Raw genomic sequence first — 19,170 nt, forward strand, 5'->3', positions numbered from 1 at the left:
TTAAGCCGATTTGTCGCTGTCAGCGGGCTTTTTTTCTTCGCTGAATTCGGCCACGCCCTCGGCTTTGTCATCGTCCAGGGCTTCGGGTTCGTCCGGCTTGAGGGCATCTTCGTTGCCGTCCTTGACCGCCGATTTGAAGCTCTTGACTGCGGACCCGAGATCCCCGCCGATGTTGCGCAGCTTCTTGGTTCCGAACAGCAGCACCACGATCGCCAGCACGATCAACAATTGCCAGATACTGATACCACCCAATCCCATCAGGATTCTCCTTTGTTGCGCGCCGCCTTTTCTGCCAGACCCGAGACACCTTCACGGCGTGCCAGCTCAGCCAGAACATCGTCCGGGCTCAGGCCTGCGTCGGCCAGCAGGACCAGCGCATGGAACCACAGATCAGCCATTTCATAAACCAGCGGCTGCGTGTCATCGCCGGTCCCGGCGAGCACCGTTTCGACCGCTTCTTCACCCAGCTTCTGGAGAATTTTGTGACGGCCCTTGGCGTACAGACTGGCTGCGTAGGACGAGCCGGGATCAGCACTCTTGCGCTGCTCCAGCTGTCCGGCCAGCGCCTTGAGCGTGGTCGCAGACGGTGGCGGCGCATCCTGCCAGCCGGCGACATCCGCACTACGATAGAAACAACTTGTTTCACCGGTGTGACAGGCTGGCCCGGCCGGGTCCACCAACAGCAGCAGACAATCGCCGTCGCAGTCCAGGCGCAGGTCAACAACCCGCTGGGTGTTGCCCGAGGTCAGACCCTTGACCCAGATTTCCCCGCGCGAGCGCGACCAGAACGTGGCCTGGCCCGTCGTGATGGTCTGCTCCAACGCCTCGGCATTCATCCACGCCTGCATCAGTACAGTGCCGTTCACACGGTCCTGCACCACGGCACATACCAGCCCGTCGGCATTCCACTTGACCGCGTCGGCCAGACTCACCGGCGCATCTCCAGACCGTGCGCAGCCAGGAATTCCTTGGCCTCACCAACGGTGTGCTGACCGTAATGAAAGATGGAGGCCGCAAGCACCGCGTCTGCGCGCCCCTGCTCAAAGCCGTCCTTGAGGTGCTCAAGGGTGCCCACGCCGCCGGATGCGATCACCGGCACATCCACAGCATCGGAGATGGCGCGGGTCACTTCCAGGTCAAAACCTTCCTTGGTGCCATCCCGGTCCATGCTCGTCAGCAACAATTCGCCGGCGCCCATTTCAACCATTTTGACAGCCCATTCCACCGCATCCAGTCCGGTGTCCTTACGGCCACCATGGGTGAATACGTTCCAGCGCGGCTCTTCCTTGCGCTTGTTGACGCGCTTGGCGTCAATTGCGACCACAATGCACTGCGCCCCGAAGCGATCCGCCGAACGGGTCACAAGTTCTGGTTCGGTCACGGCCGCGGTGTTGATCGAGACCTTGTCCGCGCCACAACGCAGCAGGCGGCGCACGTCATTGGTGCTGCGCACACCACCGCCAACGGTTAGCGGAATGGAGATTTCCGCGGCGACCTGCTCAACGATGGGATACAGGGTTTCACGCTTTTCCGAACTTGCCGTGATGTCCAGGAATACCAGCTCATCGGCCATTTGCTGATCGTAACGACGGGCCACTTCGACCGGGTCACCGGCATCGCGGATTTCCAGGAACTTGACGCCCTTGACCACGCGCCCACGATCAATATCCAGGCACGGAATGATGCGCTTGGAGAGGGGCACTACTCGCGCCCCATCTTGTCGTCGACGTAGGCCTGGCAGGTCTTGAGATCCAGATCGCCTTCATACAGCGCACGCCCGATGATGGCGCCCATGACGCCGTCATCCTGCAAACCACAGGCAGCTTCGATGTCGGCCATGCCGCTGACACCACCGGACAGAATGACCGGGATGGTGATCTGGCTGGCCAGCTCGCGGGTCGACTCCAGGCTGGCGCCCTGCATCATGCCGTCTTTGCTGATGTCGGTGTAGATGATCGCCTCGACCCCATCACGCTCGAAATGCTGGGCCAGATCGATCACGTCATGATTGGACAGCTTGGACCAGCCATCGATGGCAACCTTGCCATCTTTGGCGTCCAGACCAACGATGATGTGGCTTGGGAATTCCACACACAGATCGCCCACAAAATGCGGTGCGGTCACGGCCTTGGTGCCAATTACGACATATTGAACGCCGGCCTCAAGATAGGCTTCTACCGTGTCTTCGTCGCGGATACCGCCACCCACTTGCACGGGCACGGAGCCAGACACCTGGCAGATGCGCTTGACCACCTCTGCATTGGTTGGCTCGCCGTTGAGCGCGCCGTCGAGGTCGACCACGTGTATGCGTCGGGCACCTTGCTCGATCCAGCGCGCAGCAATTTCGGCCGGATCATCGGCAAACACCGTGACATCGTCCATCTTGCCCTGGCGCAGGCGTACACATTTTCCGTCCTTGATATCGATCGCCGGTATCAAAAGCATCAGGCTTCACCATCCCAGTTCATGAAATTGACCAACAGCTGCATCCCCGCACCCTGGCTTTTCTCGGGATGAAACTGCGTGGCAAACACGCCATCACGCAACAATACGCTGGCAAAGCGTTCGCCGAAGTATTCCGTCTTGCCCAAGACATGTTCTTCATGAATCGGGCGAGCGTAGTAACTGTGCACAAAGTAGAACCAGGCGTCCTGGCTAACCCCGTGCCACAACGGATGATCCTGCGTGAAATGCACTTGATTCCAGCCCATATGCGGAATCTTGCGCTTCTCGCCATCACGTTCCAGCGGCACGAACTTGCGAACCTCGCCAGGGAATACCCCCAGCGCATCCACGCCGTTGTTTTCTTCGGAGTAGTCGAGCAACACCTGCATACCCAGGCAAATACCCATGATCGGTACCTGACCTACCATCTCTTTGACCAGGTCGTCCAGCTCCAGGCGCTGCAATTCGCCCATGCACTGACGCACACCGCCGACGCCCGGCAGGATCAGTCGATCCGCCTTGCGCAATTTGTCTGGATCATAGCTGACGTCAACCCGCATCTCGCCCGCTGCGCGTCCCAGCGCATGCGACAGCGAATGCAGATTACCCATGCCGTAATCGATAACACCAATGGTAGACACGAGATTGGCCTTCTGCGCTGAGCTACAACGCGCCTTTAGTCGAGGGAATGCCGCTCATACGGGCGTCTGGCGTGCACGCCATGCGCAACGCACGGCCGAATGCCTTGAACACCGTTTCGGCGACGTGGTGGGCGTTGATGCCCTCGAGACTGTCTATATGCAAGGTCACCTGGGCATGGTTGACAAAGCCCTGGAAGAACTCGCGCAGCAGATCAACATCGAAATTCCCGATGCGTGCTCGCGGATAGTCCACCCGGTAAAACAGGCCGGGGCGCCCGGACAGGTCAATCACCACCCGGGACAACGCCTCATCCAACGGCACATAGGCGTGGCCATAACGCAGGATACCGGCCTTGTCGCCAACCGCTTTGGCAAAGGCTTGACCCAGCGTAATGCCGACATCCTCCACCGTATGATGGTCGTCGATGTCCAGATCCCCTTTGGCCACAAGCTTGAGGTCCAAAGCGCCATGACGGACGATCTGGTCGAGCATGTGATCGAAAAAGGGAACGCCGGTATTCAGATCGGCCTGACCGCTGCCGTCCAGGTTCAATTCGACCTGGATTTGCGTTTCGCGCGTGTCGCGCGCCACCGAAGCTTGGCGGGAAGACATGAAGCATCACTAGACACAATGAAGGGCATAGGATACTCCGTCCGGCGGCACAGGCCCAGCATCCTTGTTCACGCTTTCCTCACTCGCCTGCTTTCATGCTGTAAATCCCACCATGAACTGGACGTCCGAGATGAGCCTGAGACTCGATCCGGCAGCCACCATTGTGCTGCACCTGATGCTCGCCCGCGGCATGCTGATTGGTGATCGCATCAAGCTCTCGATCCTCAATGTGTCGTGGGAAGAATCCGGTCGCTCCAAGCATGAACTGAATCTGGCCATTGCCCAATTGCAGCGCCATCAGCTTGTGCGGGTACACCTCAATACGCCGAGCACCATGCTGGAACTGACCCCAAGCGGCGTCGAGGTGGGCCATCAAAAACCCGCCCCGGCACCGGCACCGGCAGCGCAGCCCAAACCACGCAGCAGCAAACCGCGAGTGCGACGCGCCCCGCCAATGGCTCAGCGCGCTGCCAGCCAAGCCGCTGATAGCTCATCCGCGCCCCCCGCACGCAGCCTGGAGCACGCCAGCGTGTTTCGCTCACGCGATGCTGAACTGACCCCACGCGTCATGCAGCTCAGCATATTGGGCCTGACCCACCATTACCGACTCGCAGCAGGCGGCAGCCTACCGTTTGAAACCATCCGCGCACACTGGTTTGAAATGGGTCTATCTGAGCCGGACTTGCTCTACGCCCTGGATGGCCTGATCAACAGCGGTGACATCCAGACACGCAGCCAGCCGCGCGAACTGATCATTCTCACCGCACGGGGCCAGCAGCGTTACCAGAGTTTGGCCGCCGATCTGGATGAGGGGCTGGATCGCTGGCGTGCAAAGAAATTGCTCCGCCGCACGAAGAATCTCGGCGCGTTGCCAGCCGCCTGCGCCTGACTAGACCTCCAGGGTGATGGTGATCGGTCCGTCATTGACCAGCGCCACCTGCATATCAGCACCGAATACGCCGTAAGCGACATCATCGTGTTGCTGCGCGGCGCTGGCGCACATCCACTCAAACAAGTCCCGTGCCTGCTGCGGCGGCGCCGCACTGGTGAAGCTGGGCCGCATGCCTTTGCGGGTATCCGCCATCAGCGTGAAATTGGGAACCAGCAAAACTCCCCCTCCGGTCTCGACCACATTGCGGTTCATGCGCCCGGCTTGGTCGTTAAAAATGCGGTAACCGAGGATGCGCTCAAGCATACGCTGAGCATGGCTGTGGTCATCGCCCGGCGCAATTCCAGTAAGCACAAGCAGCCCGCCGGCGATGCGCGCCACGCAGCGCTGATCAATGCTGACTGAAGCCTCACAGACGCGCTGCAATATGCATCTCATGGTCTTTTCACCGTGCTGAAACGGGCCGTATACAGTTGTAAGAACCGTCCTACGACACGCCACCGAAGCGCCCGACAGACACACCGCGCGCTGCGTCGCAAAATGGAATCATCAACTCCGGATTGAGTTGGTCGCAGCTTCGGCTGCACCCCGCCGCAAGGCGGTTGGGGTCGAATTCGCAAGGGACAGCGATTCGGCCCTTCCCCCAAGGTTCTCCAGCCTAGCATGGCAATTCGCCCGGCACCCTCCCTGCCGGGCATTTTTTTGCCCGCTCGAAACGCAGGCCCAACCCCCGATCGTGACGCCGGCGCATGCCGCGTTAGAATCACCGGCCAACGTATGACGCAACGAGCACATCGATGAAACGCCGTGATCTTCTGACCCTGGCCGCTGCAGGCGGTGCATTGGCCGCATGTGACAGTGGCAGCCAGAGTGTTGCTGCCGCCCCGCAGCCACAGCAACGCTTTACCTGGAAGATGTACACCACCTGGCCCAAGAACTTCCCCGGTCTGGGCACCGGCGCCAACTACCTGGCCGAAGCCATCGGCAAAGCCAGCGGCGGCCGCCTGACCATCAAGGTCTACGGCGCAGGCGAACGCGTGCCGGCGCTTGAGGTGTTTGACGCGGTGTCCAGCGGCGCCGCCGAAATGGGCCATGGCGCTGCCTATTACTGGAAAGGCAAGGCACCCGCTTCGTCATTCTTCACCGGCGTGCCATTTGGCCTGACCGCCCAGGAAATGAACGGCTGGCTGGAGTTCGGTGGCGGCAACGCGTTGTGGCAGGAACTGTATGCACCTTTCAACCTGGTGCCTTTCGCTGCCGGTAACACCGGCACTCAGATGGGCGGCTGGTTTCGCAAGGAAATTCACTCGGTCGCCGATCTCAAAGGGCTCAAGCTGCGCATGCCGGGGCTGGGCGGCGAAGTGATGGCACGGGCCGGCGCCACCACGGTCAACATTCCCGGCGGAGAGCTGTTCACCGCGCTGGAGTCCGGCGCCATCGACGCCACCGACTGGGTTGGCCCCTACAACGATCTGGCGTTCGGCCTGTACAAGGCGGCCAAGCACTATTACTACCCGGGCTGGCAGGAAACCGGGGCAACCCTGGAAGCCATCGTCAACCGGGATGCCTGGGATGTGCTACCGGATGACCTCAAGGAGATCGTGCGGGTCTGCGCCGCCGCGGCCGATCGGCGCATGCTGTCGGAATACGCCGCACGCAATCAAAGCGCGCTGGAAACGCTGGTCAACGAGCATGGGGTTAAGGTGCATGCTTATCCCGAAGACCTGATTGCCAAGCTGCAGGAAATTTCCGACCAGCTGCTTGAAGACATGGCCGCTGCCGACAGCTTCACGGCCAAGGTCTATGCCTCTTACAAGGCATACCGCGACAGCGTCGTGCGCAGCACCGCCTTTGCCGAAAAGGCCTACCTCAACCTGCGCCGCTGATGCTGCGCCAGGACAACAACGACGACCTCTCGGCGATACTCGAAGGCCTCAACCAGGATCAGGAAACGGCGGTCACCGCGCCGCCCGAACATCGCCTGGTTCTGGCCGGTGCCGGCAGCGGCAAAACCCGTGTCCTGATTCGACGCATCGCCTGGCTGATGCAGGTCGAAGGCGTATCGCCATTCGGCCTGCTGGCCGTCACCTTCACCAACAAGGCGGCCGGCGAAATGCGTGGGCGCCTGCAGGCCTTGCTGCAGCAACCGGTGGATGCCCTGTGGGTGGGCACCTTCCACGGCATCGCCCACCGCATGTTGCGCATGCACTGGCGCGAGGCCGGCCTGCAGCAGAACTTCCAAATCATGGATGCGGATGATCAGAAACGCTTCATCAAGCGTCTGATCAAGACCATGGACATGGATGAAAGCCAATGGCCGGCACGCCAGGTTCAGGGCTACATCAACCGCCAGAAAGAGGCGGGGGTTCGGCCTGGCCACCAGGCCGGCGACGAGGACGAACACTCGCGCCAACTGCAAGTTTTCTACAGCGCCTACGAAGATGCACGCGAGCGCGCCGGCCTGCTGGATTTTGCCGAGCTGCTGCTACGCGCTCACGAGCTGTGTCGCGACAACCCGGACATTCAGGCCCATTACCGCCGCCGCTTCCGCCACATCCTGGTCGATGAATTCCAGGACACCAATGCGCTGCAATATGCCTGGCTGCAGGTTCTGGCCGGGGATCAGGGCAAGCTGTTTGTGGTAGGCGACGACGATCAGTCGATCTACAGCTTCCGTGGCGCGCGGATCGAAAACATTTTGCGTTTCTCGCGCGACTACCCCGGCGCCGACGCGGTGCGCCTGGAACAGAACTACCGCTCCACCGGCAACATCCTTAATGCCGCCAATGCGTTGATCAGCAACAACGGCGGCCGGCTCGGCAAAAACCTGTGGACCGACGGCGGCGATGGCGCGCTGGTGCGGGTTTACGCAGCCTTCAACGATTACGAAGAGGCGGAATACGTCATCAGCGGGATTCGCCAGTGGATCAACGAAGGCGGCCAGCGCAGCGATTGCGCCATCCTCTATCGCTCCAACGCGCAGTCACGCCTGTTCGAGGAAACCCTGATCCGCGCCGACATCCCCTACCGGGTATACGGCGGCCTGCGCTTTTTCGAGCGCGCCGAGATCAAGGATGCCCTGGCCTACCTGCGCCTGATCAACAATCGCGACGACGATGCCGCGTTCGAGCGTGTGTCGAACACCCCGGCACGTGGAATCGGCGCCACCAGCATGGACAAATTGCGCCGCCATGCGCGCGATCAAGGCCTGTCCATGTGGGATGCCGCTCAGGCCATGGCCAGCGGCACGCTGGGCGGACGCGCCGCCAAAGCCATCGGTGGTTTCCTGCAGCTGATCGAAGAGCTCGCCGTGGCGACCGAAGATCTGACCTTGTCGGAAATGACCCGGGAGGTGGTTCAGGCCAGCGGCCTGCACGCCCACCATGGCAAAGAACGCGGCGACAAGGCGCTGTCCCGCCAGGAAAACCTCGACGAACTGGCCAGTGCGGCCAAGGGCTTCGAGGACCTTGAGGATGACGACCTGACCCCGCTGACCGCCTTTTTGACCCACGCCGCACTGGAAGCGGGCGAGGACCAGGGCGACCGCTGGGAGGATTGCGTGCAGTTGATGACCCTGCATGCGGCCAAAGGCCTGGAGTTTCCGGTGGTCTATCTGGTCGGCCTGGAAGAGGGTCTGTTCCCGCACATGCGTTCGGTGGATAGCAGTGACGGCCTCGAAGAGGAACGCCGTCTGTGCTACGTCGGCATGACCCGTGCGCGCGAGCATCTGCACATTACCCACGCCGAATCGCGGCGCCTGCATGGTCGCGAGATGCCCGCTCAGCCGTCGCGCTTTCTGGCCGAGCTGCCAGCGGACTGCGTCGAGGAGATCCGGCCCCGCTTGCGCGTCAGCCAGCCGCGCTACCAGCCGCGTGGCGAGATTTTGCGCGGCAATTTTGAACAGCAGCCGGCCCAGGGTGGATTCAAACTGGGCCAGCACGTGCAGCACGGCAAATTTGGCGACGGCGTGATTCTGCGCTTCGAGGGCGAGGGCCCGCGCGCGCGCGTGGAGGTGAATTTCTCCGCCGTGGGCAGCAAATGGCTACTGCTGGAGCTCGCCCAACTCAGCCCGGCCTGACCGCAACGCGCTGCAGCTCATCACTGCAGCGCCTGAATCAGCGGGCGCGAAACCGCTACCCTCAGGCCACGCCGCCATGCCGAGAGGCTGGCTTGACCAGTGCCGCCAGTACCAGTGCGGCCAGCAACCAGGCCACTCCTTGGTAGATCAGGTCGATGACCGCCATGTTCCACGGGTGCAGCCACCAGATCGGCCCCGACAGCGACGATAGCGCCGCCCCGGACAAACCGCCCAGAAACACCACCACCAGACGCGCGCCATAGCTGGCAATAGCCGCCATCTTGAGCATCACGCCCATAATCAGCAGGACCACCAGTTCATGCAGATAGCCCATCACGAAGGTGCTGGTCGACATCGGCTCGCTGCCTTCCGCACGGTAATACACCGTCGCGATCGGGCCTTCGGCATGCAGGGCCTGGAATTCGGCATCGCTGGGGTCTTCGGAAAACGGCACCACGTAGACACCGCTTTCGCCCAGGTTCTGGGCCAGCATGCTCTGAAATGCGGCCTGATTGTCCACGCCACTCATCGCCGCGCTGCCCACCGGCAACACGCCCCAGAACAGAAAGCCCCAGAAAAACATGACCGCCGCGCCGATCACGGCACCCAGAATGACTCCCTTCATCTGCTACCCCCTATAGCCTGTGCCCGGCGTTGCCGGTATCAGGTGAATTCTAACGTGAACTTGCATGCACGCAGGCGCTGAGCGTCCTGCTCGAGGTCAGTCCGGGTCAACGCGTGCTGCTCCAGCCAGCCCGTAGGCCAGCGCAGCTTCAGCGCGGATTTACCAGCGCGCGCCTCAACCGCTGGAGGCTCAGTCAGGTTTCGGCCACGATTCAGAATCACCGCCACACGCAGCAGCACCGCCAGGCGCTGCGCTGCTTTGCGCCAGCCCTTGGGTAAAGATTTGAACCCATCATCCGACCACTTACCACGGTGCCCGCGCACAATAGCCGCAAGAATCTGCTGATCCGTGCGCGAGAATCCATGCAGGTCGACCTGCGCGAGCACGTAGGCGCTGTGTTTGTGATAGCCCGCATAGGAGATCGCCATACCCACCTCATGCAGCTGCGCCGCCCAGCACAGAAAATGGCGATATTCGTCGTCATCCAAGCCCCAGCTGGGGGCAACCTGATCGAACAGGGCGGCAGCAAACTGCTCCACCCGCTGAGCCTGCGCCACATCCAGCTTGAACCGGCCTGCCAGGGCAGTGGTTGAGCGATCACGGACGTCCTGGTCAGACAAGCGCCCGAGCAAGTCGTAAATCACCCCCTCGCGCAGCGCCCGGTCGGACACCTCCATACTGTCAATTTCGAGGGAATCAAACACCCCGGCCAGCACGCTGAGACTGCCGGCAAACACCGGCTTTCTGTCTTCCCGTAAACCGGGCAAATCCAGGGCCGCAATCGAGCCGCAGTCACTGACCGCCTGCTCAATCGCTTCGATACTGCCGCGCGTGACATGGTGCTCACCCAAACCCATGGCCGCCCCCACGCGCCATATCGAACGAATTGAACCGGATGCCCCCAGGGCCACATCCCAGCCAGCTTCGCGGTAGTCGCGAACCAGATACTTCAACGCCGCGCTGGCCTGCAGGCGGGCACGCCGCAAACTTTTGCGCGACAAATCGCCCGTGGCGAAAAATTGCTGTGTCCACGACACGCAGCCCATGTGCACGCTGCGCATCAGCATCGGCCCATCGTCGGCACCAATGATCAGTTCGGTACTGCCGCCACCGATATCCACCACCAGCCGACGACTGCCATTGGCCGGCAGGCCATGCGTCACCCCCCCGTAGATCAGGCGCGCTTCTTCAACCCCGGCAATGACTTCGACCCGATGGCCGAGGCAGGCTTCGGCCTGAGCGATGAAATGCCGCGCCCGACGCAATCGCCTGAGGGTGTTGGTGCCAACAATCCGCACCCGGTGCGCAGGAATGTCCTTGAGCCTCTGCCCGAAACGCTCCAGGCAATCCAGTGCCCTGGCTTCAGCATCCGCGCTCAAGGTCTTGTCTGCCGTGAGGCCCTCGGCCAAACGCACCGGTTCACGCAAGCGATCGATGACCTGCAGTCCCGATTCGCCAGCCCGAGCAACCAGCATGTGGAAACTGTTTGACCCCAGATCCACCGCGGCCACGATCGTTGGTTCCGCGCTCGTTCCGGCGGGTTGTTTCATCGCGTATGCACCTGTTTGGGGCTGCAAACCTTGCCCCGAATCGATTGATAGCCAGTCGGCCCAGACTATAACGGATCACCGTCAAGCTTCCGCCTCCCGGGTACGCCTGTATCCACGTGACCAAGGCGCGGAATTGACTCGCACTGGCAAATTCGGAAGCATATGCAGGTTTACTGCGACACTCCTCCGGAGAGATTATAATGAAATCATGGGCTTACGCTGGCGGGCTGGGGCTGCTGCTCAGCGCGTTGAGCGCACAGGCCGCAGGTGATGTCGAGGCCGGCAAGGTCAAGGCAGACACCTGCATGGGGTGCCACGGCATCGTGGGTTACACCAACGCCTACCCGACGTATCGGGTTCCGCGCCTGGGCGGCCAACACGCGGCCTACCTGGAAGCGGCACTGAAAGCCTACCGCAGCGGTGATCGCAAGCATCCGACCATGCACGCGCAAGCGGCAACGATGAGCGATCAAGACATTGCCGATCTGGCCGCTTGGTTGAGCCAAGCCGGCAACGCGGAGGAAAAATAATGCGCAAGTTGATTGCGATTGCAGCTCTTGGCTTGAGCACCAGCTTTGCCCATGCGGCCGGCGATCCGGTTGCCGGCGAAAAGAAAGCTGCGCCCTGCGCAGCCTGCCATGGGGCCAATGGCATGAGCCCGAGCCCGGCGTTTCCGAACATCGCGGGCCAGCACGCCAGCTATCTGATCGTTGCGCTTGAGCAGTATCAGAGCGGCGACCGGAACAACCCGATCATGGCCGGCCAGGCCGCCAACCTGAGTGCTCAGGACATCGAAGATCTGGCGGCCTACTACGCTCAGCAAAGCGGGCTGTATACGCCCAAGTACGAGCAACAGTGAGCCTGACGCGGCGTCGGCCCATGGTGTCCGGCGTCCGCTTCGCCGGCGTAGCGATGCTGCTGGGCGCGGCATCGCCCCTGACGGCGGCACCGCTGGACTACAACTACCTGCAGGCCTCGTGGCTGCGGGTCAGCCCTGATCTGGCACACGCTGAGGACGCGGACGGCTACGAAGCCCGCCTGTCGGCGCCTTTGGAGCCCGGCAGTTTCCTGCGGGTCAGCTACAGCCGTTACAAGAACGACGCCAGCAACGCCGAAGTGTCTGCGTTGTCTGGCGGCATCGGTATGTTTTCCAGAATCGCCGAGCATGCCGACATTTACGGTTTGGTCAGCTACGAAACCCTGGATCGTAAGGTCGTCGACAAAGATTCTGGCTACGCCATTGAACTGGGTCTGAGATGGGCGACCAGTTCACGCCTGGAACTCGATGCTGGCGCCCGCTATCTAAATCTGGACGACAGCCCGGACGAGGTGATCTGGTTCGGCGGGCTGGCCGTTCAGCTTTCGCCAGCCATCGCCCTGACCGCGCAATACAGTCAGGGCGACGACGACCGGCGTTACACCGCCGGCCTGCGCTTTTTCAGTACCGAGTAAAGGTCTGGCTCAGAGATACACGCTGAGCTGGGCGTAGGCACCATTGAAGCGCGCATCCAGGGTGAACCCGTTGTCGCTGATGTCGTAACGTTTTTCCTGCCACCCCAGACGCAGCCCAAGGGCTTCGCCACGGAACTCGATGTGGGCGGCAAATTCCAGCACTTCGTCGTCCTGGTAGGTGATATAGGACGCCTCACCACCGACCGAGAACAGCTCGGTCAATGGGTTGTTGTAGGCCAGCGACAACATCGGAAACACCTCGCTCACGGTTTCACGTTCGGTGCTGGGCTCATCGTCGCCACCGCCACCCAGCAAACCACCGAGCAGACCACCATCACCACCGCTATCCATGTTGGTAACCCGGATATCGGCATCAATCACCTTGACGGTGACGCCCAGGCCAAAATCGGTCTGCTCGCCCGGATGCCACAACAGACGCAAGCCCATATCGGTGAGATCCGCATCGGTCAGCAGGTCGGCCGAAACCGGATAAACCGAGCCGCCGAACTGCGTTTCCGAGGTGACCTGCCCCTGGGCCGAGTAGTCCACCGGAGTATAGTTCAGGCGCAACCAGCCACCTTCATCAACAAGGAACCCGTGGCTGGCGCTGCTGTTCAGCTGCAATTCTTCGCGCAGCGACACTTCACGGCCTTGATCACTGACCGTGCCGCTGACACTGGCGTACCAAGGGGAGTAGCCAAACTCGGTTTCAGCCGCAGCGCTCAAGGGCACGATGGCGGCCAGACCCAGGCTCAGGGGGGCGATCAGGGAAACTTTTTTCATGGAACTCAATCTCACTCACTTTCGAATGTCAGGTGCTGAAGCTTGAGCGTTCTGTCCAGCATGCCTTGATAATGCTCAGACATGCCCCCAATCTGGGCAGATCACCGCGCTTCCAGCGGAAAACTTGATTACCGATTATCCATCGTAAGACTTTTGGTTACCACATGAATAAGGCTTTAGCGTTCAGTCAGGCCGTCCTTGCGGCCGTGGCGATCGGCTTGAGCCCGGGCGCTGCCGCGCACCACCCCGGCTCGCACGACAGCCTCGCGCCGATGCTTGAGCAGGTCACCCCGGGGGTGGTGAACATCGCCACGCGCTCGCGCATCGACACCAGCAACAACCCGCTGATGGCAGATCCGTTCTTCCGTCACTTCTTCAATTTGCCGCGCCCGCGCCAGCGCGAATCGCAAAGCCTGGGCTCCGGTGTGATTGTCGATGCCAAGCGCGGCTACATCCTGACCAACCATCATGTGATCGACAACGCCAGCCAGATCACAGTCACCCTGACCGACGGGCGCGAGCTCGAAGCCTCACTGGTCGGCAGCGATCCGGAAACCGATATCGCGGTGATCAAGGTCGACAGCGAGAACCTGACTGAAGTGCGCTTCGGCAAATCCGATGAGTTGCGCGTTGGCGACTATGTGGTCGCCATCGGCAATCCCTTCGGACTCGGCCAGACCGTAACCTCCGGCATCATATCGGCACTGGGGCGCAGCGGTCTGGGCATTGAAGGCTATGAAGATTTCATCCAGACCGACGCCTCGATCAACCCGGGCAACTCAGGCGGCGCGCTGGTCAACGTCGACGGCGAACTGATCGGCGTCAACACCGCCATCGTGGCCCCGGGCGGTGGCAACGTCGGCATCGGCTTTGCCATTCCGGCGCGCATGGCCAAGGCGCTGATGGAGCAGATCATCGAATTCGGTGCGGTGCAGCGCGGCCGGCTCGGGGTCAGCGCACAGAACCTCAACGAAGAACTGGCCCGCGCCCTCAAGGCCGAGGGTGTCTCGGGCGCGGTGATCACGCAGGTTGAGTCTGGCTCAACCGCCGACAAGGCCGGCTTGCGCTCTGGCGATGTGGTGACCGCGGTCAACGGCCGCGAAATTCGCAGCGCCGACGATTTGCGCAACAGTATCGGGCTGATTCGCGCCGGTGAAGACATCCGCGTTGATGCACTGCGCGACGGCAAGCCTTTCAGCTTCAAGGCACGCATCAGCAGCCAGGACAATGTGGCCGCCGAAACCCTGAGCAGCCTGCTCGGCGGCGCCACGCTGGCAGAAATTGACGCTGGCCACCCACTGGCGGGCAGCGGCATCTATATCAAGCGCGTCGAGCCGGGCAGTCCGGCGGCGCGAGCCGGGCTCCGGCCCGGCGACATCATCAGTTCGGTAAACCGGCGCGAGATCCGGTCGATTGATGATTTCCAGAAGGCCACAACCTCGGCGCGGGGCGAGCTGCTGCTCAATATCCGTCGTGGTAACCGGGCCTTTTTCTTGATGCTTCGTTAGCAAACCTCTGATCGCATGGTGTGCGCAGCCACGGTGGCCAGCGGCGCTGCGCGATCAGCGGGTTCATAAACTTGTCAATCCAGGGGGATGACCGATGATTGAGGTGGAACATCTCAGCAAACGGTTTGGTGACCGTTACGCTGTCGATGACCTGTCTTTTTCCGTAGCACCCGGTGAGGTGCTCGGGTTTCTCGGGCCGAACGGCGCGGGCAAATCAACCACGATGAAAATGATCACGGGGTTTCTGACCCCGGATGGCGGCACCGCCCGCATCATGGGCCATGACATCCAGCAGGCCCCGGTCGCGGCCAAGCGCACCTTCGGCTATCTGCCGGAAGGCGCGCCCGGCTACAGCGACATGACGGTGGCGCAGTTTCTGCGCTTCATCGCCGACATCCGCGGCCTCAGTGGCGCCCAGCGCGAGGCGCGCATCGACGCCGTGGTGGCTGACATTCATCTGAACGATGTGCTCGGGCAACGCCTGGAAACTTTATCCAAGGGCTTTCGACGCCGCGTCGGCCTGGCCCAGGCGATCCTGCATGACCCGCAGGTGCTGATTCTGGATGAGCCCACCGATGGCCTGGATCCGAATCAGAAACACGAGGTCCGCAAACTCATCCAGGGCATGGCCAAGGACAAGATCATCGTGGTCTCGACCCACATTCTGGAAGAAGTGGAAGCCGTGTGTTCCCGCGCCATGATCATCTCGCATGGCAAGATCCTGGCCGACGACACCCCGGCCACGCTGGCCGCCAAGACCGCGTCCGGACGCCTGGATGACTATTTCCGCGAAATCACCGCTGGAGGCCTGTCATGAGCGCGACCAAGATCATATTCCGCCGCGAACTGGCGGCCTATTTCGCCACCCCGCTGGCGTATATTTTCATCATCATCTTTCTCATGCTGACCGGCGTGTTCACCTTTTACCTGGGCAATTTCTTCGCCCGCGGGCAAGCCGATCTGCAATCCTTCTTCAACTTCCATCCGTGGCTGTATCTGTTCCTGATCCCGGCCATTGCCATGCGCATCTGGTCGGAGGAACGCAAGGCCGGCACTATCGAACTGCTGCTGACCCTGCCCATCACCATGGGTCAGGCGGTGTGGGGCAAGTTTCTCGCCGCCTGGGCGTTCATCGCCATCGCACTGGCCGGCACTGTGCCGATCTGGATCACCGTCAACTATCTGGGTGAGCCGGACAACGGCATCATCGTGGCGGCCTATCTCGGCTCGTTGCTGATGGCGGGCGCTTACCTTGCTGTGGGTATCTGCATTTCGGCAGCGACCAAAAGCCAGGTGATCGCGTTCATCGTCTCGCTGATGGTGTGTTTCGTGTTCACCCTGGCCGGCTTTCCGCTGGTCCTGGACATGTTTTCCAGCTGGCTGCCAGCCGGCCTGACCGAAGCGATCGCCAGCCTGTCCTTCCTGACGCATTTCCAGGCCATCGCCAAAGGCGTGATTGATCTGCGCGACGTGATCTTCTTCGCCGCCTTCATCGCCGCCTGGCTGTATGCCAGCGCGATCGTGATCGACCTGAAGAAAGCCGACTAGGAGACAGACATGCAAAGCAAAGCCTTTACCCGCAGCAGTCTGATCGTGGTCGCGGTCGCACTGCTCGCCGTGGTCAGCCTCAGCCAGGTCCTGTTCAAGGGCTGGCGCCTGGATCTGACCGAAAACAATCTGTACACACTCAGCGACGGCACCCGCAATGTGCTGGACAAGATCGAAGAGCCGATCACGCTGTACTTCTTCTACAACCGCGAAGGTGCGCAAGGTGTGCCGCAACTGCAGACCTACGCCACCCGCGTGCAGGAGTTTCTGGAGGAAGTGGCCCTGCGCGGCGGCGACAAACTGCGCCTCAAGCTGATTGCCCCGGAACCGTTCTCAACCGACGAGGACCGCGCCGTGGAACTTGGCGTGCAGAGCGTGCCGCTGAATGATGCCGGCGACAATTTCTACTTTGGCCTGGCCGGCACCAACAGCGTGGACGATGTGGAAACCATTCCCTTCTTCCAGCCCAGCCGCGAAAGTCTGCTGGAATACGACGTGGCCAAGCTGATCTACGCCCTGGCCAATCCGGTCAAACCCAAGATCGGCCTGCTCAGCACCCTTGATGTAGGCGGCCAGGCTGATCCGCACAGCATGCAGCCGACACCAGCCTGGATGGCCTTTACCCAGCTGGGTGAGTTCTTTGAAGTGGTTAATCTGGGAACCGAACTTGAGCGCGTCGATGACGAGGTCGAGCTGCTCATCCTGGTTCATCCGGTCAATCTGTCGCAGACCACGCTGTACGCCATCGATCAATTCGTGATGGGCGGTGGCAATGCACTGGTCTTTGTGGATCCTTACGCCGAGTCCGCAGCCCCACGCGGCATGGCCGCCATGGCCGAAGGTCCGGGGCCGAATTCCAACCTGGAGCCGTTGTTCGGCGCCTGGGGCCTGAGCTTAAGTGGCGACGTGCTCGGCGATGGTGCCGCCGCGCTGCAGGTGCAAGGCCCCAACGGGCAGGCGGCCTATCACATCGGCATGCTGGGCATGGATGCCAGTCACTTCGACCCTGATGATGTGGTTACCCAGGGTCTGGACAGCATGAACTTCGGCTATGCCGGTATCCTCAGCCCGACCGAAGCGGCAACCACCACATTCACGCCCTTGGTCGTGTCCAGTGATCGCGCCGCACCGATTCCGGCATTCAAGGTTCAGCCCGGGACCCGCCCGGAACAGCTGATGTCGGGCTTTTCCCCCAGTGGAGAAACCTACAGCGTTGCCGCTCGCGTGCATGGCCCGGCATCCAGCGCCTATGGCGAAACGCCGCCTGAGGGGATCGAGAACCCGAACCACCTCAGCACCTCCAGCGCGCCGATCAACGTGATCGTGATGGCCGACACCGACATGCTGACCAACCGCTTCTGGGTTCAGGTGCAGAATTTCCTCGGCCAGCAGATTGCTTCACCGTTTGCCGGCAACGGCGACTTCTTGGTCAACGCTGCCGACAACCTGCTGGGCTCGTCCGACGTGATCGGGATCAAGAGCCGCGCGGGCTACACCCGCCCGTTCACTCGCGTGGAAGACATGAAGCGTGATGCAGACGCACGCTTCCGCGAACATGAGGAACGCCTGCAAAGCAAGCTGCGTGAAACCGAACGCAAGCTGACCGAACTGCAGAACCAGAGCGGCGAAGGCAATCTGCTCACACTGACCCCGGAACAGGAAGCTGAAATCGAGGGTTTCCGGGATGAGCAACTGCGGACACGCAAAGAACTGCGCGAAGTTCGCCACAGCCTGAACAAGGACATCGACCACCTGGAGGCCAGCCTCAAGTTCGTCAATGTTGGTCTGGTACCACTCGTGATCGTGCTGATCGCGCTGCTACTGGGACTGCGTCGCAAGGGGGGACGGGCATGAGCAAGCTGCAGATTCTGATCGTCGCCGCCGTGGCGCTAAGCCTCGCGGCCTGGTTCGCCAGCCATCGCGAGCAGCAGCGTTTTGGCGTGAACGAGGGCCAGATGCTGGTGCCTGACTTGGCCGACCAGCTGGCCGACATCGACACCGTCACCATCCAGCCGGCCGGCAACGACGCCACCACACTGACGGCCAAAGATGGTCAATGGCAAGTGGTGGAACGTGGCCACTACCCGGCCGACACCACGGCCTTGCGCAAAGAGCTGCGTAAACTGGCTCAAGCACGCCGCTTGGAAGCCAAAACCGCGCAGCCCGATTTCTATGCCCGTCTGGGCGTTGAGGATGTCGAGCACGCGCAGGACACCACCGTCCGGGTGAGTGCGCACAGTGGCGATGAACTTGTGCTGGATATCATCATCGGCAAATCCACCGCCAGCGGCAGCTATGTGCGCATGCTCGACGATCCCCAGGCTTGGCTGATTGACCAGTCTGTTGCTCTGCCGCGCGTCACCGTGGCCTGGCTGGACAACCCCCTGCTCAGCGTGGCGCGCAACGACATCCAGCGTATCGAAGTAAGCCCGCTGGACGGTCCGCAGTACGCGATCCATAAGGACGACCCTGAGCAAAGTGACTTCGCACTGGAACCCGCACCGGCGCAGGACGCAAGTCTCAATGCGGCCAACATCAACCGTCTCGGCGCCGCGTTGTCGAGCTTGAGAATTGAGGATGTGCTGCCGCAAGCACCCAGCGAGCTGCGCTGGAGCGAGGCTAAGCTGAGCACTTTTGACGGCCTTCAGCTCACAGTTGCGGTGGCCAAATCTGAGGACAACACGCGCTATTTGCGTCTGACTGCCAGCGCCGCTGATAGCGCTGACGAGGCTCTGCTTGCACGCGTTGATGCAATCAACGCCAAGGCCGCCGGGCGCGTCTTCCTGGGCCCCCAATACAGCGTGGATGCTTTGTCGATGACCCACAGCATGCTAATTCGACAAGCCTCACAGGACAGCGACAGCTGAGCCGGACAGCACGCAGCCTGCGATGCAATCCGCGCATCATCTGAAAAGCCGCCGCATGGCGGCTTTTTTTTGCCTTGCAAAAAAGTTCTTGACGCACTCACAGTTTCTTTACAGCTGCCTCTGTTGAATGTGTAGCACGCCCCGGGGGTGGGGCGACGAATCGTTCAAACA

At 61.5% G+C, this 19,170-nt stretch carries 21 protein-coding genes; 11 read left to right on the top strand and 10 right to left on the bottom strand.

Features of this window, described 5'->3' with window-relative positions; all coding sequences use genetic code 11:
• From tatA to hisB, 6 genes are read right to left on the bottom strand one after another with little or no spacing between them, the layout of a single operon-like run.
• Positions 1-258: a Sec-independent protein translocase subunit TatA gene (gene tatA, locus ATO7_RS05985; protein WP_083560450.1), complete on the bottom strand. Its 258-nt coding sequence runs from the start codon at positions 256-258 to the stop codon at positions 1-3.
• Positions 258-932, bottom strand: coding sequence for a bifunctional phosphoribosyl-AMP cyclohydrolase/phosphoribosyl-ATP diphosphatase HisIE (hisIE, locus tag ATO7_RS05990; RefSeq protein ID WP_083560452.1), 675 nt, complete (start codon positions 930-932; stop codon positions 258-260). Before hisIE ends, tatA begins: the two co-directional genes overlap by 1 nt.
• The gene (hisF, locus tag ATO7_RS05995) at positions 929-1,702 is read right to left on the bottom strand and encodes an imidazole glycerol phosphate synthase subunit HisF (RefSeq protein WP_083560454.1); all 774 of its coding nucleotides are present in this window, start codon (positions 1,700-1,702) and stop codon (positions 929-931) included. The genes hisIE and hisF overlap by 4 nt, the downstream gene beginning before the upstream one ends.
• Positions 1,702-2,445 (bottom strand): 1-(5-phosphoribosyl)-5-[(5-phosphoribosylamino)methylideneamino]imidazole-4-carboxamide isomerase, encoded by a 744-nt coding sequence (hisA, locus tag ATO7_RS06000; RefSeq protein WP_083560455.1) that lies wholly within the window; start codon positions 2,443-2,445, stop codon positions 1,702-1,704. Before hisA ends, hisF begins: the two co-directional genes overlap by 1 nt.
• Positions 2,445-3,086 (bottom strand): imidazole glycerol phosphate synthase subunit HisH, encoded by a 642-nt coding sequence (hisH, locus tag ATO7_RS06005; RefSeq protein ID WP_083560457.1) that lies wholly within the window; start codon positions 3,084-3,086, stop codon positions 2,445-2,447. The genes hisA and hisH overlap by 1 nt, the downstream gene beginning before the upstream one ends.
• Before the next feature lie 22 nt (positions 3,087-3,108).
• A complete protein-coding gene (hisB, locus tag ATO7_RS06010; RefSeq protein ID WP_083560459.1) occupies positions 3,109-3,699 on the bottom strand; it encodes an imidazoleglycerol-phosphate dehydratase HisB in 591 nt (196 codons plus the stop codon).
• A 112-nt stretch (positions 3,700-3,811) separates the two neighbouring features.
• On the opposite strand from hisB, the gene ATO7_RS06015 reads away from it, so the two are divergent.
• Positions 3,812-4,588: a hypothetical protein gene (locus tag ATO7_RS06015; protein ID WP_146680165.1), complete on the top strand. Its 777-nt coding sequence runs from the start codon at positions 3,812-3,814 to the stop codon at positions 4,586-4,588.
• On the opposite strand, the gene dtd is transcribed toward ATO7_RS06015, so the two are convergent.
• Positions 4,589-5,026, bottom strand: coding sequence for a D-aminoacyl-tRNA deacylase (dtd, locus tag ATO7_RS06020; protein ID WP_083560463.1), 438 nt, complete (start codon positions 5,024-5,026; stop codon positions 4,589-4,591).
• Positions 5,027-5,385: 359 nt separating this feature from the next.
• Between dtd and ATO7_RS06025 the strand changes: the two genes are divergently transcribed.
• A complete protein-coding gene (locus tag ATO7_RS06025; RefSeq protein ID WP_083560465.1) occupies positions 5,386-6,474 on the top strand; it encodes a TRAP transporter substrate-binding protein in 1,089 nt (362 codons plus the stop codon).
• The gene (gene uvrD, locus ATO7_RS06030) at positions 6,474-8,666 is read left to right on the top strand and encodes a DNA helicase II (RefSeq protein ID WP_083560467.1); all 2,193 of its coding nucleotides are present in this window, start codon (positions 6,474-6,476) and stop codon (positions 8,664-8,666) included. The genes ATO7_RS06025 and uvrD overlap by 1 nt, the downstream gene beginning before the upstream one ends.
• 61 nt (positions 8,667-8,727) lie before the next feature.
• Here the strand turns inward: uvrD and ATO7_RS06035 are convergent, their stop codons facing one another.
• Complete coding sequence (locus tag ATO7_RS06035; protein WP_083560469.1) at positions 8,728-9,291, bottom strand: hypothetical protein; 564 nt, start codon at positions 9,289-9,291, stop codon at positions 8,728-8,730.
• 38 nt (positions 9,292-9,329) lie between these two features.
• On the bottom strand, positions 9,330-10,841 hold the full coding sequence (locus ATO7_RS06040; RefSeq protein ID WP_083560471.1) for a Ppx/GppA phosphatase family protein: 1,512 nt from the start codon (positions 10,839-10,841) through the stop codon (positions 9,330-9,332).
• A gap of 200 nt (positions 10,842-11,041) precedes the next feature.
• Between ATO7_RS06040 and ATO7_RS06045 the strand changes: the two genes are divergently transcribed.
• Genes ATO7_RS06045 through ATO7_RS06055 form a run of 3 tightly spaced genes read left to right on the top strand, consistent with a single transcriptional unit; the run spans position 11,042 to position 12,293 of the window.
• Positions 11,042-11,371, top strand: a complete 330-nt coding sequence (locus ATO7_RS06045) for a c-type cytochrome (RefSeq protein ID WP_083560473.1) — start codon at positions 11,042-11,044, stop codon at positions 11,369-11,371.
• A complete protein-coding gene (locus tag ATO7_RS06050) occupies positions 11,371-11,700 on the top strand; it encodes a c-type cytochrome (RefSeq protein ID WP_083560476.1) in 330 nt (109 codons plus the stop codon). The genes ATO7_RS06045 and ATO7_RS06050 overlap by 1 nt, the downstream gene beginning before the upstream one ends.
• The gene (locus ATO7_RS06055) at positions 11,697-12,293 is read left to right on the top strand and encodes a hypothetical protein (RefSeq protein ID WP_158523068.1); all 597 of its coding nucleotides are present in this window, start codon (positions 11,697-11,699) and stop codon (positions 12,291-12,293) included. The genes ATO7_RS06050 and ATO7_RS06055 overlap by 4 nt, the downstream gene beginning before the upstream one ends.
• 9 nt (positions 12,294-12,302) lie before the next feature.
• Here ATO7_RS06055 and ATO7_RS06060 read toward each other — a convergent pair whose 3' ends face one another.
• Positions 12,303-13,076: a hypothetical protein gene (locus ATO7_RS06060; RefSeq protein WP_083560481.1), complete on the bottom strand. Its 774-nt coding sequence runs from the start codon at positions 13,074-13,076 to the stop codon at positions 12,303-12,305.
• A 164-nt stretch (positions 13,077-13,240) separates the two neighbouring features.
• On the opposite strand from ATO7_RS06060, the gene ATO7_RS06065 reads away from it, so the two are divergent.
• The 5 genes from ATO7_RS06065 to ATO7_RS06085 all read left to right on the top strand — a co-directional run bounded on the left by ATO7_RS06065 (position 13,241) and on the right by ATO7_RS06085 (position 18,999).
• Complete coding sequence (locus ATO7_RS06065; protein WP_083560483.1) at positions 13,241-14,584, top strand: DegQ family serine endoprotease; 1,344 nt, start codon at positions 13,241-13,243, stop codon at positions 14,582-14,584.
• A 94-nt stretch (positions 14,585-14,678) separates the two neighbouring features.
• Positions 14,679-15,401 (top strand): ABC transporter ATP-binding protein, encoded by a 723-nt coding sequence (locus ATO7_RS06070; protein ID WP_083560485.1) that lies wholly within the window; start codon positions 14,679-14,681, stop codon positions 15,399-15,401.
• The gene (locus ATO7_RS06075) at positions 15,398-16,132 is read left to right on the top strand and encodes an ABC transporter permease subunit (protein ID WP_083560488.1); all 735 of its coding nucleotides are present in this window, start codon (positions 15,398-15,400) and stop codon (positions 16,130-16,132) included. The genes ATO7_RS06070 and ATO7_RS06075 overlap by 4 nt, the downstream gene beginning before the upstream one ends.
• 9 nt (positions 16,133-16,141) lie before the next feature.
• Positions 16,142-17,986, top strand: a complete 1,845-nt coding sequence (locus ATO7_RS06080; protein ID WP_083560490.1) for a Gldg family protein — start codon at positions 16,142-16,144, stop codon at positions 17,984-17,986.
• Positions 17,983-18,999 (top strand): DUF4340 domain-containing protein, encoded by a 1,017-nt coding sequence (locus ATO7_RS06085; protein ID WP_083560493.1) that lies wholly within the window; start codon positions 17,983-17,985, stop codon positions 18,997-18,999. Before ATO7_RS06080 ends, ATO7_RS06085 begins: the two co-directional genes overlap by 4 nt.
• Positions 19,000-19,170: the final 171 nt, after the last annotated feature.

The sequence above is a fragment of the Oceanococcus atlanticus genome (assembly GCF_002088235.1).
Taxonomy (GTDB): Bacteria; Pseudomonadota; Gammaproteobacteria; order Nevskiales; family Oceanococcaceae; genus Oceanococcus; species Oceanococcus atlanticus.

Excerpts from the sequence above, each read along its gene's own strand:
- tatA (WP_083560450.1), bottom strand. The coding sequence starts at position 258 with ATGGGATTGGGTGGTATCAGTATCTGGCAATTGTTGATCGTGCTGGCG.
- hisA (WP_083560455.1), bottom strand. The coding sequence starts at position 2,445 with ATGCTTTTGATACCGGCGATCGATATCAAGGACGGAAAATGTGTACGC.
- hisB (WP_083560459.1), bottom strand. The coding sequence starts at position 3,699 with ATGTCTTCCCGCCAAGCTTCGGTGGCGCGCGACACGCGCGAAACGCAA.
- ATO7_RS06015 (WP_146680165.1), top strand. The coding sequence starts at position 3,812 with ATGAACTGGACGTCCGAGATGAGCCTGAGACTCGATCCGGCAGCCACC.
- dtd (WP_083560463.1), bottom strand. The coding sequence starts at position 5,026 with ATGAGATGCATATTGCAGCGCGTCTGTGAGGCTTCAGTCAGCATTGAT.
- ATO7_RS06025 (WP_083560465.1), top strand. The coding sequence starts at position 5,386 with ATGAAACGCCGTGATCTTCTGACCCTGGCCGCTGCAGGCGGTGCATTG.
- uvrD (WP_083560467.1), top strand. The coding sequence starts at position 6,474 with ATGCTGCGCCAGGACAACAACGACGACCTCTCGGCGATACTCGAAGGC.
- ATO7_RS06035 (WP_083560469.1), bottom strand. The coding sequence starts at position 9,291 with ATGAAGGGAGTCATTCTGGGTGCCGTGATCGGCGCGGCGGTCATGTTT.
- ATO7_RS06040 (WP_083560471.1), bottom strand. The coding sequence starts at position 10,841 with ATGAAACAACCCGCCGGAACGAGCGCGGAACCAACGATCGTGGCCGCG.
- ATO7_RS06045 (WP_083560473.1), top strand. The coding sequence starts at position 11,042 with ATGAAATCATGGGCTTACGCTGGCGGGCTGGGGCTGCTGCTCAGCGCG.
- ATO7_RS06050 (WP_083560476.1), top strand. The coding sequence starts at position 11,371 with ATGCGCAAGTTGATTGCGATTGCAGCTCTTGGCTTGAGCACCAGCTTT.
- ATO7_RS06060 (WP_083560481.1), bottom strand. The coding sequence starts at position 13,076 with ATGAAAAAAGTTTCCCTGATCGCCCCCCTGAGCCTGGGTCTGGCCGCC.
- ATO7_RS06065 (WP_083560483.1), top strand. The coding sequence starts at position 13,241 with ATGAATAAGGCTTTAGCGTTCAGTCAGGCCGTCCTTGCGGCCGTGGCG.
- ATO7_RS06070 (WP_083560485.1), top strand. The coding sequence starts at position 14,679 with ATGATTGAGGTGGAACATCTCAGCAAACGGTTTGGTGACCGTTACGCT.
- ATO7_RS06075 (WP_083560488.1), top strand. The coding sequence starts at position 15,398 with ATGAGCGCGACCAAGATCATATTCCGCCGCGAACTGGCGGCCTATTTC.
- ATO7_RS06080 (WP_083560490.1), top strand. The coding sequence starts at position 16,142 with ATGCAAAGCAAAGCCTTTACCCGCAGCAGTCTGATCGTGGTCGCGGTC.
- ATO7_RS06085 (WP_083560493.1), top strand. The coding sequence starts at position 17,983 with ATGAGCAAGCTGCAGATTCTGATCGTCGCCGCCGTGGCGCTAAGCCTC.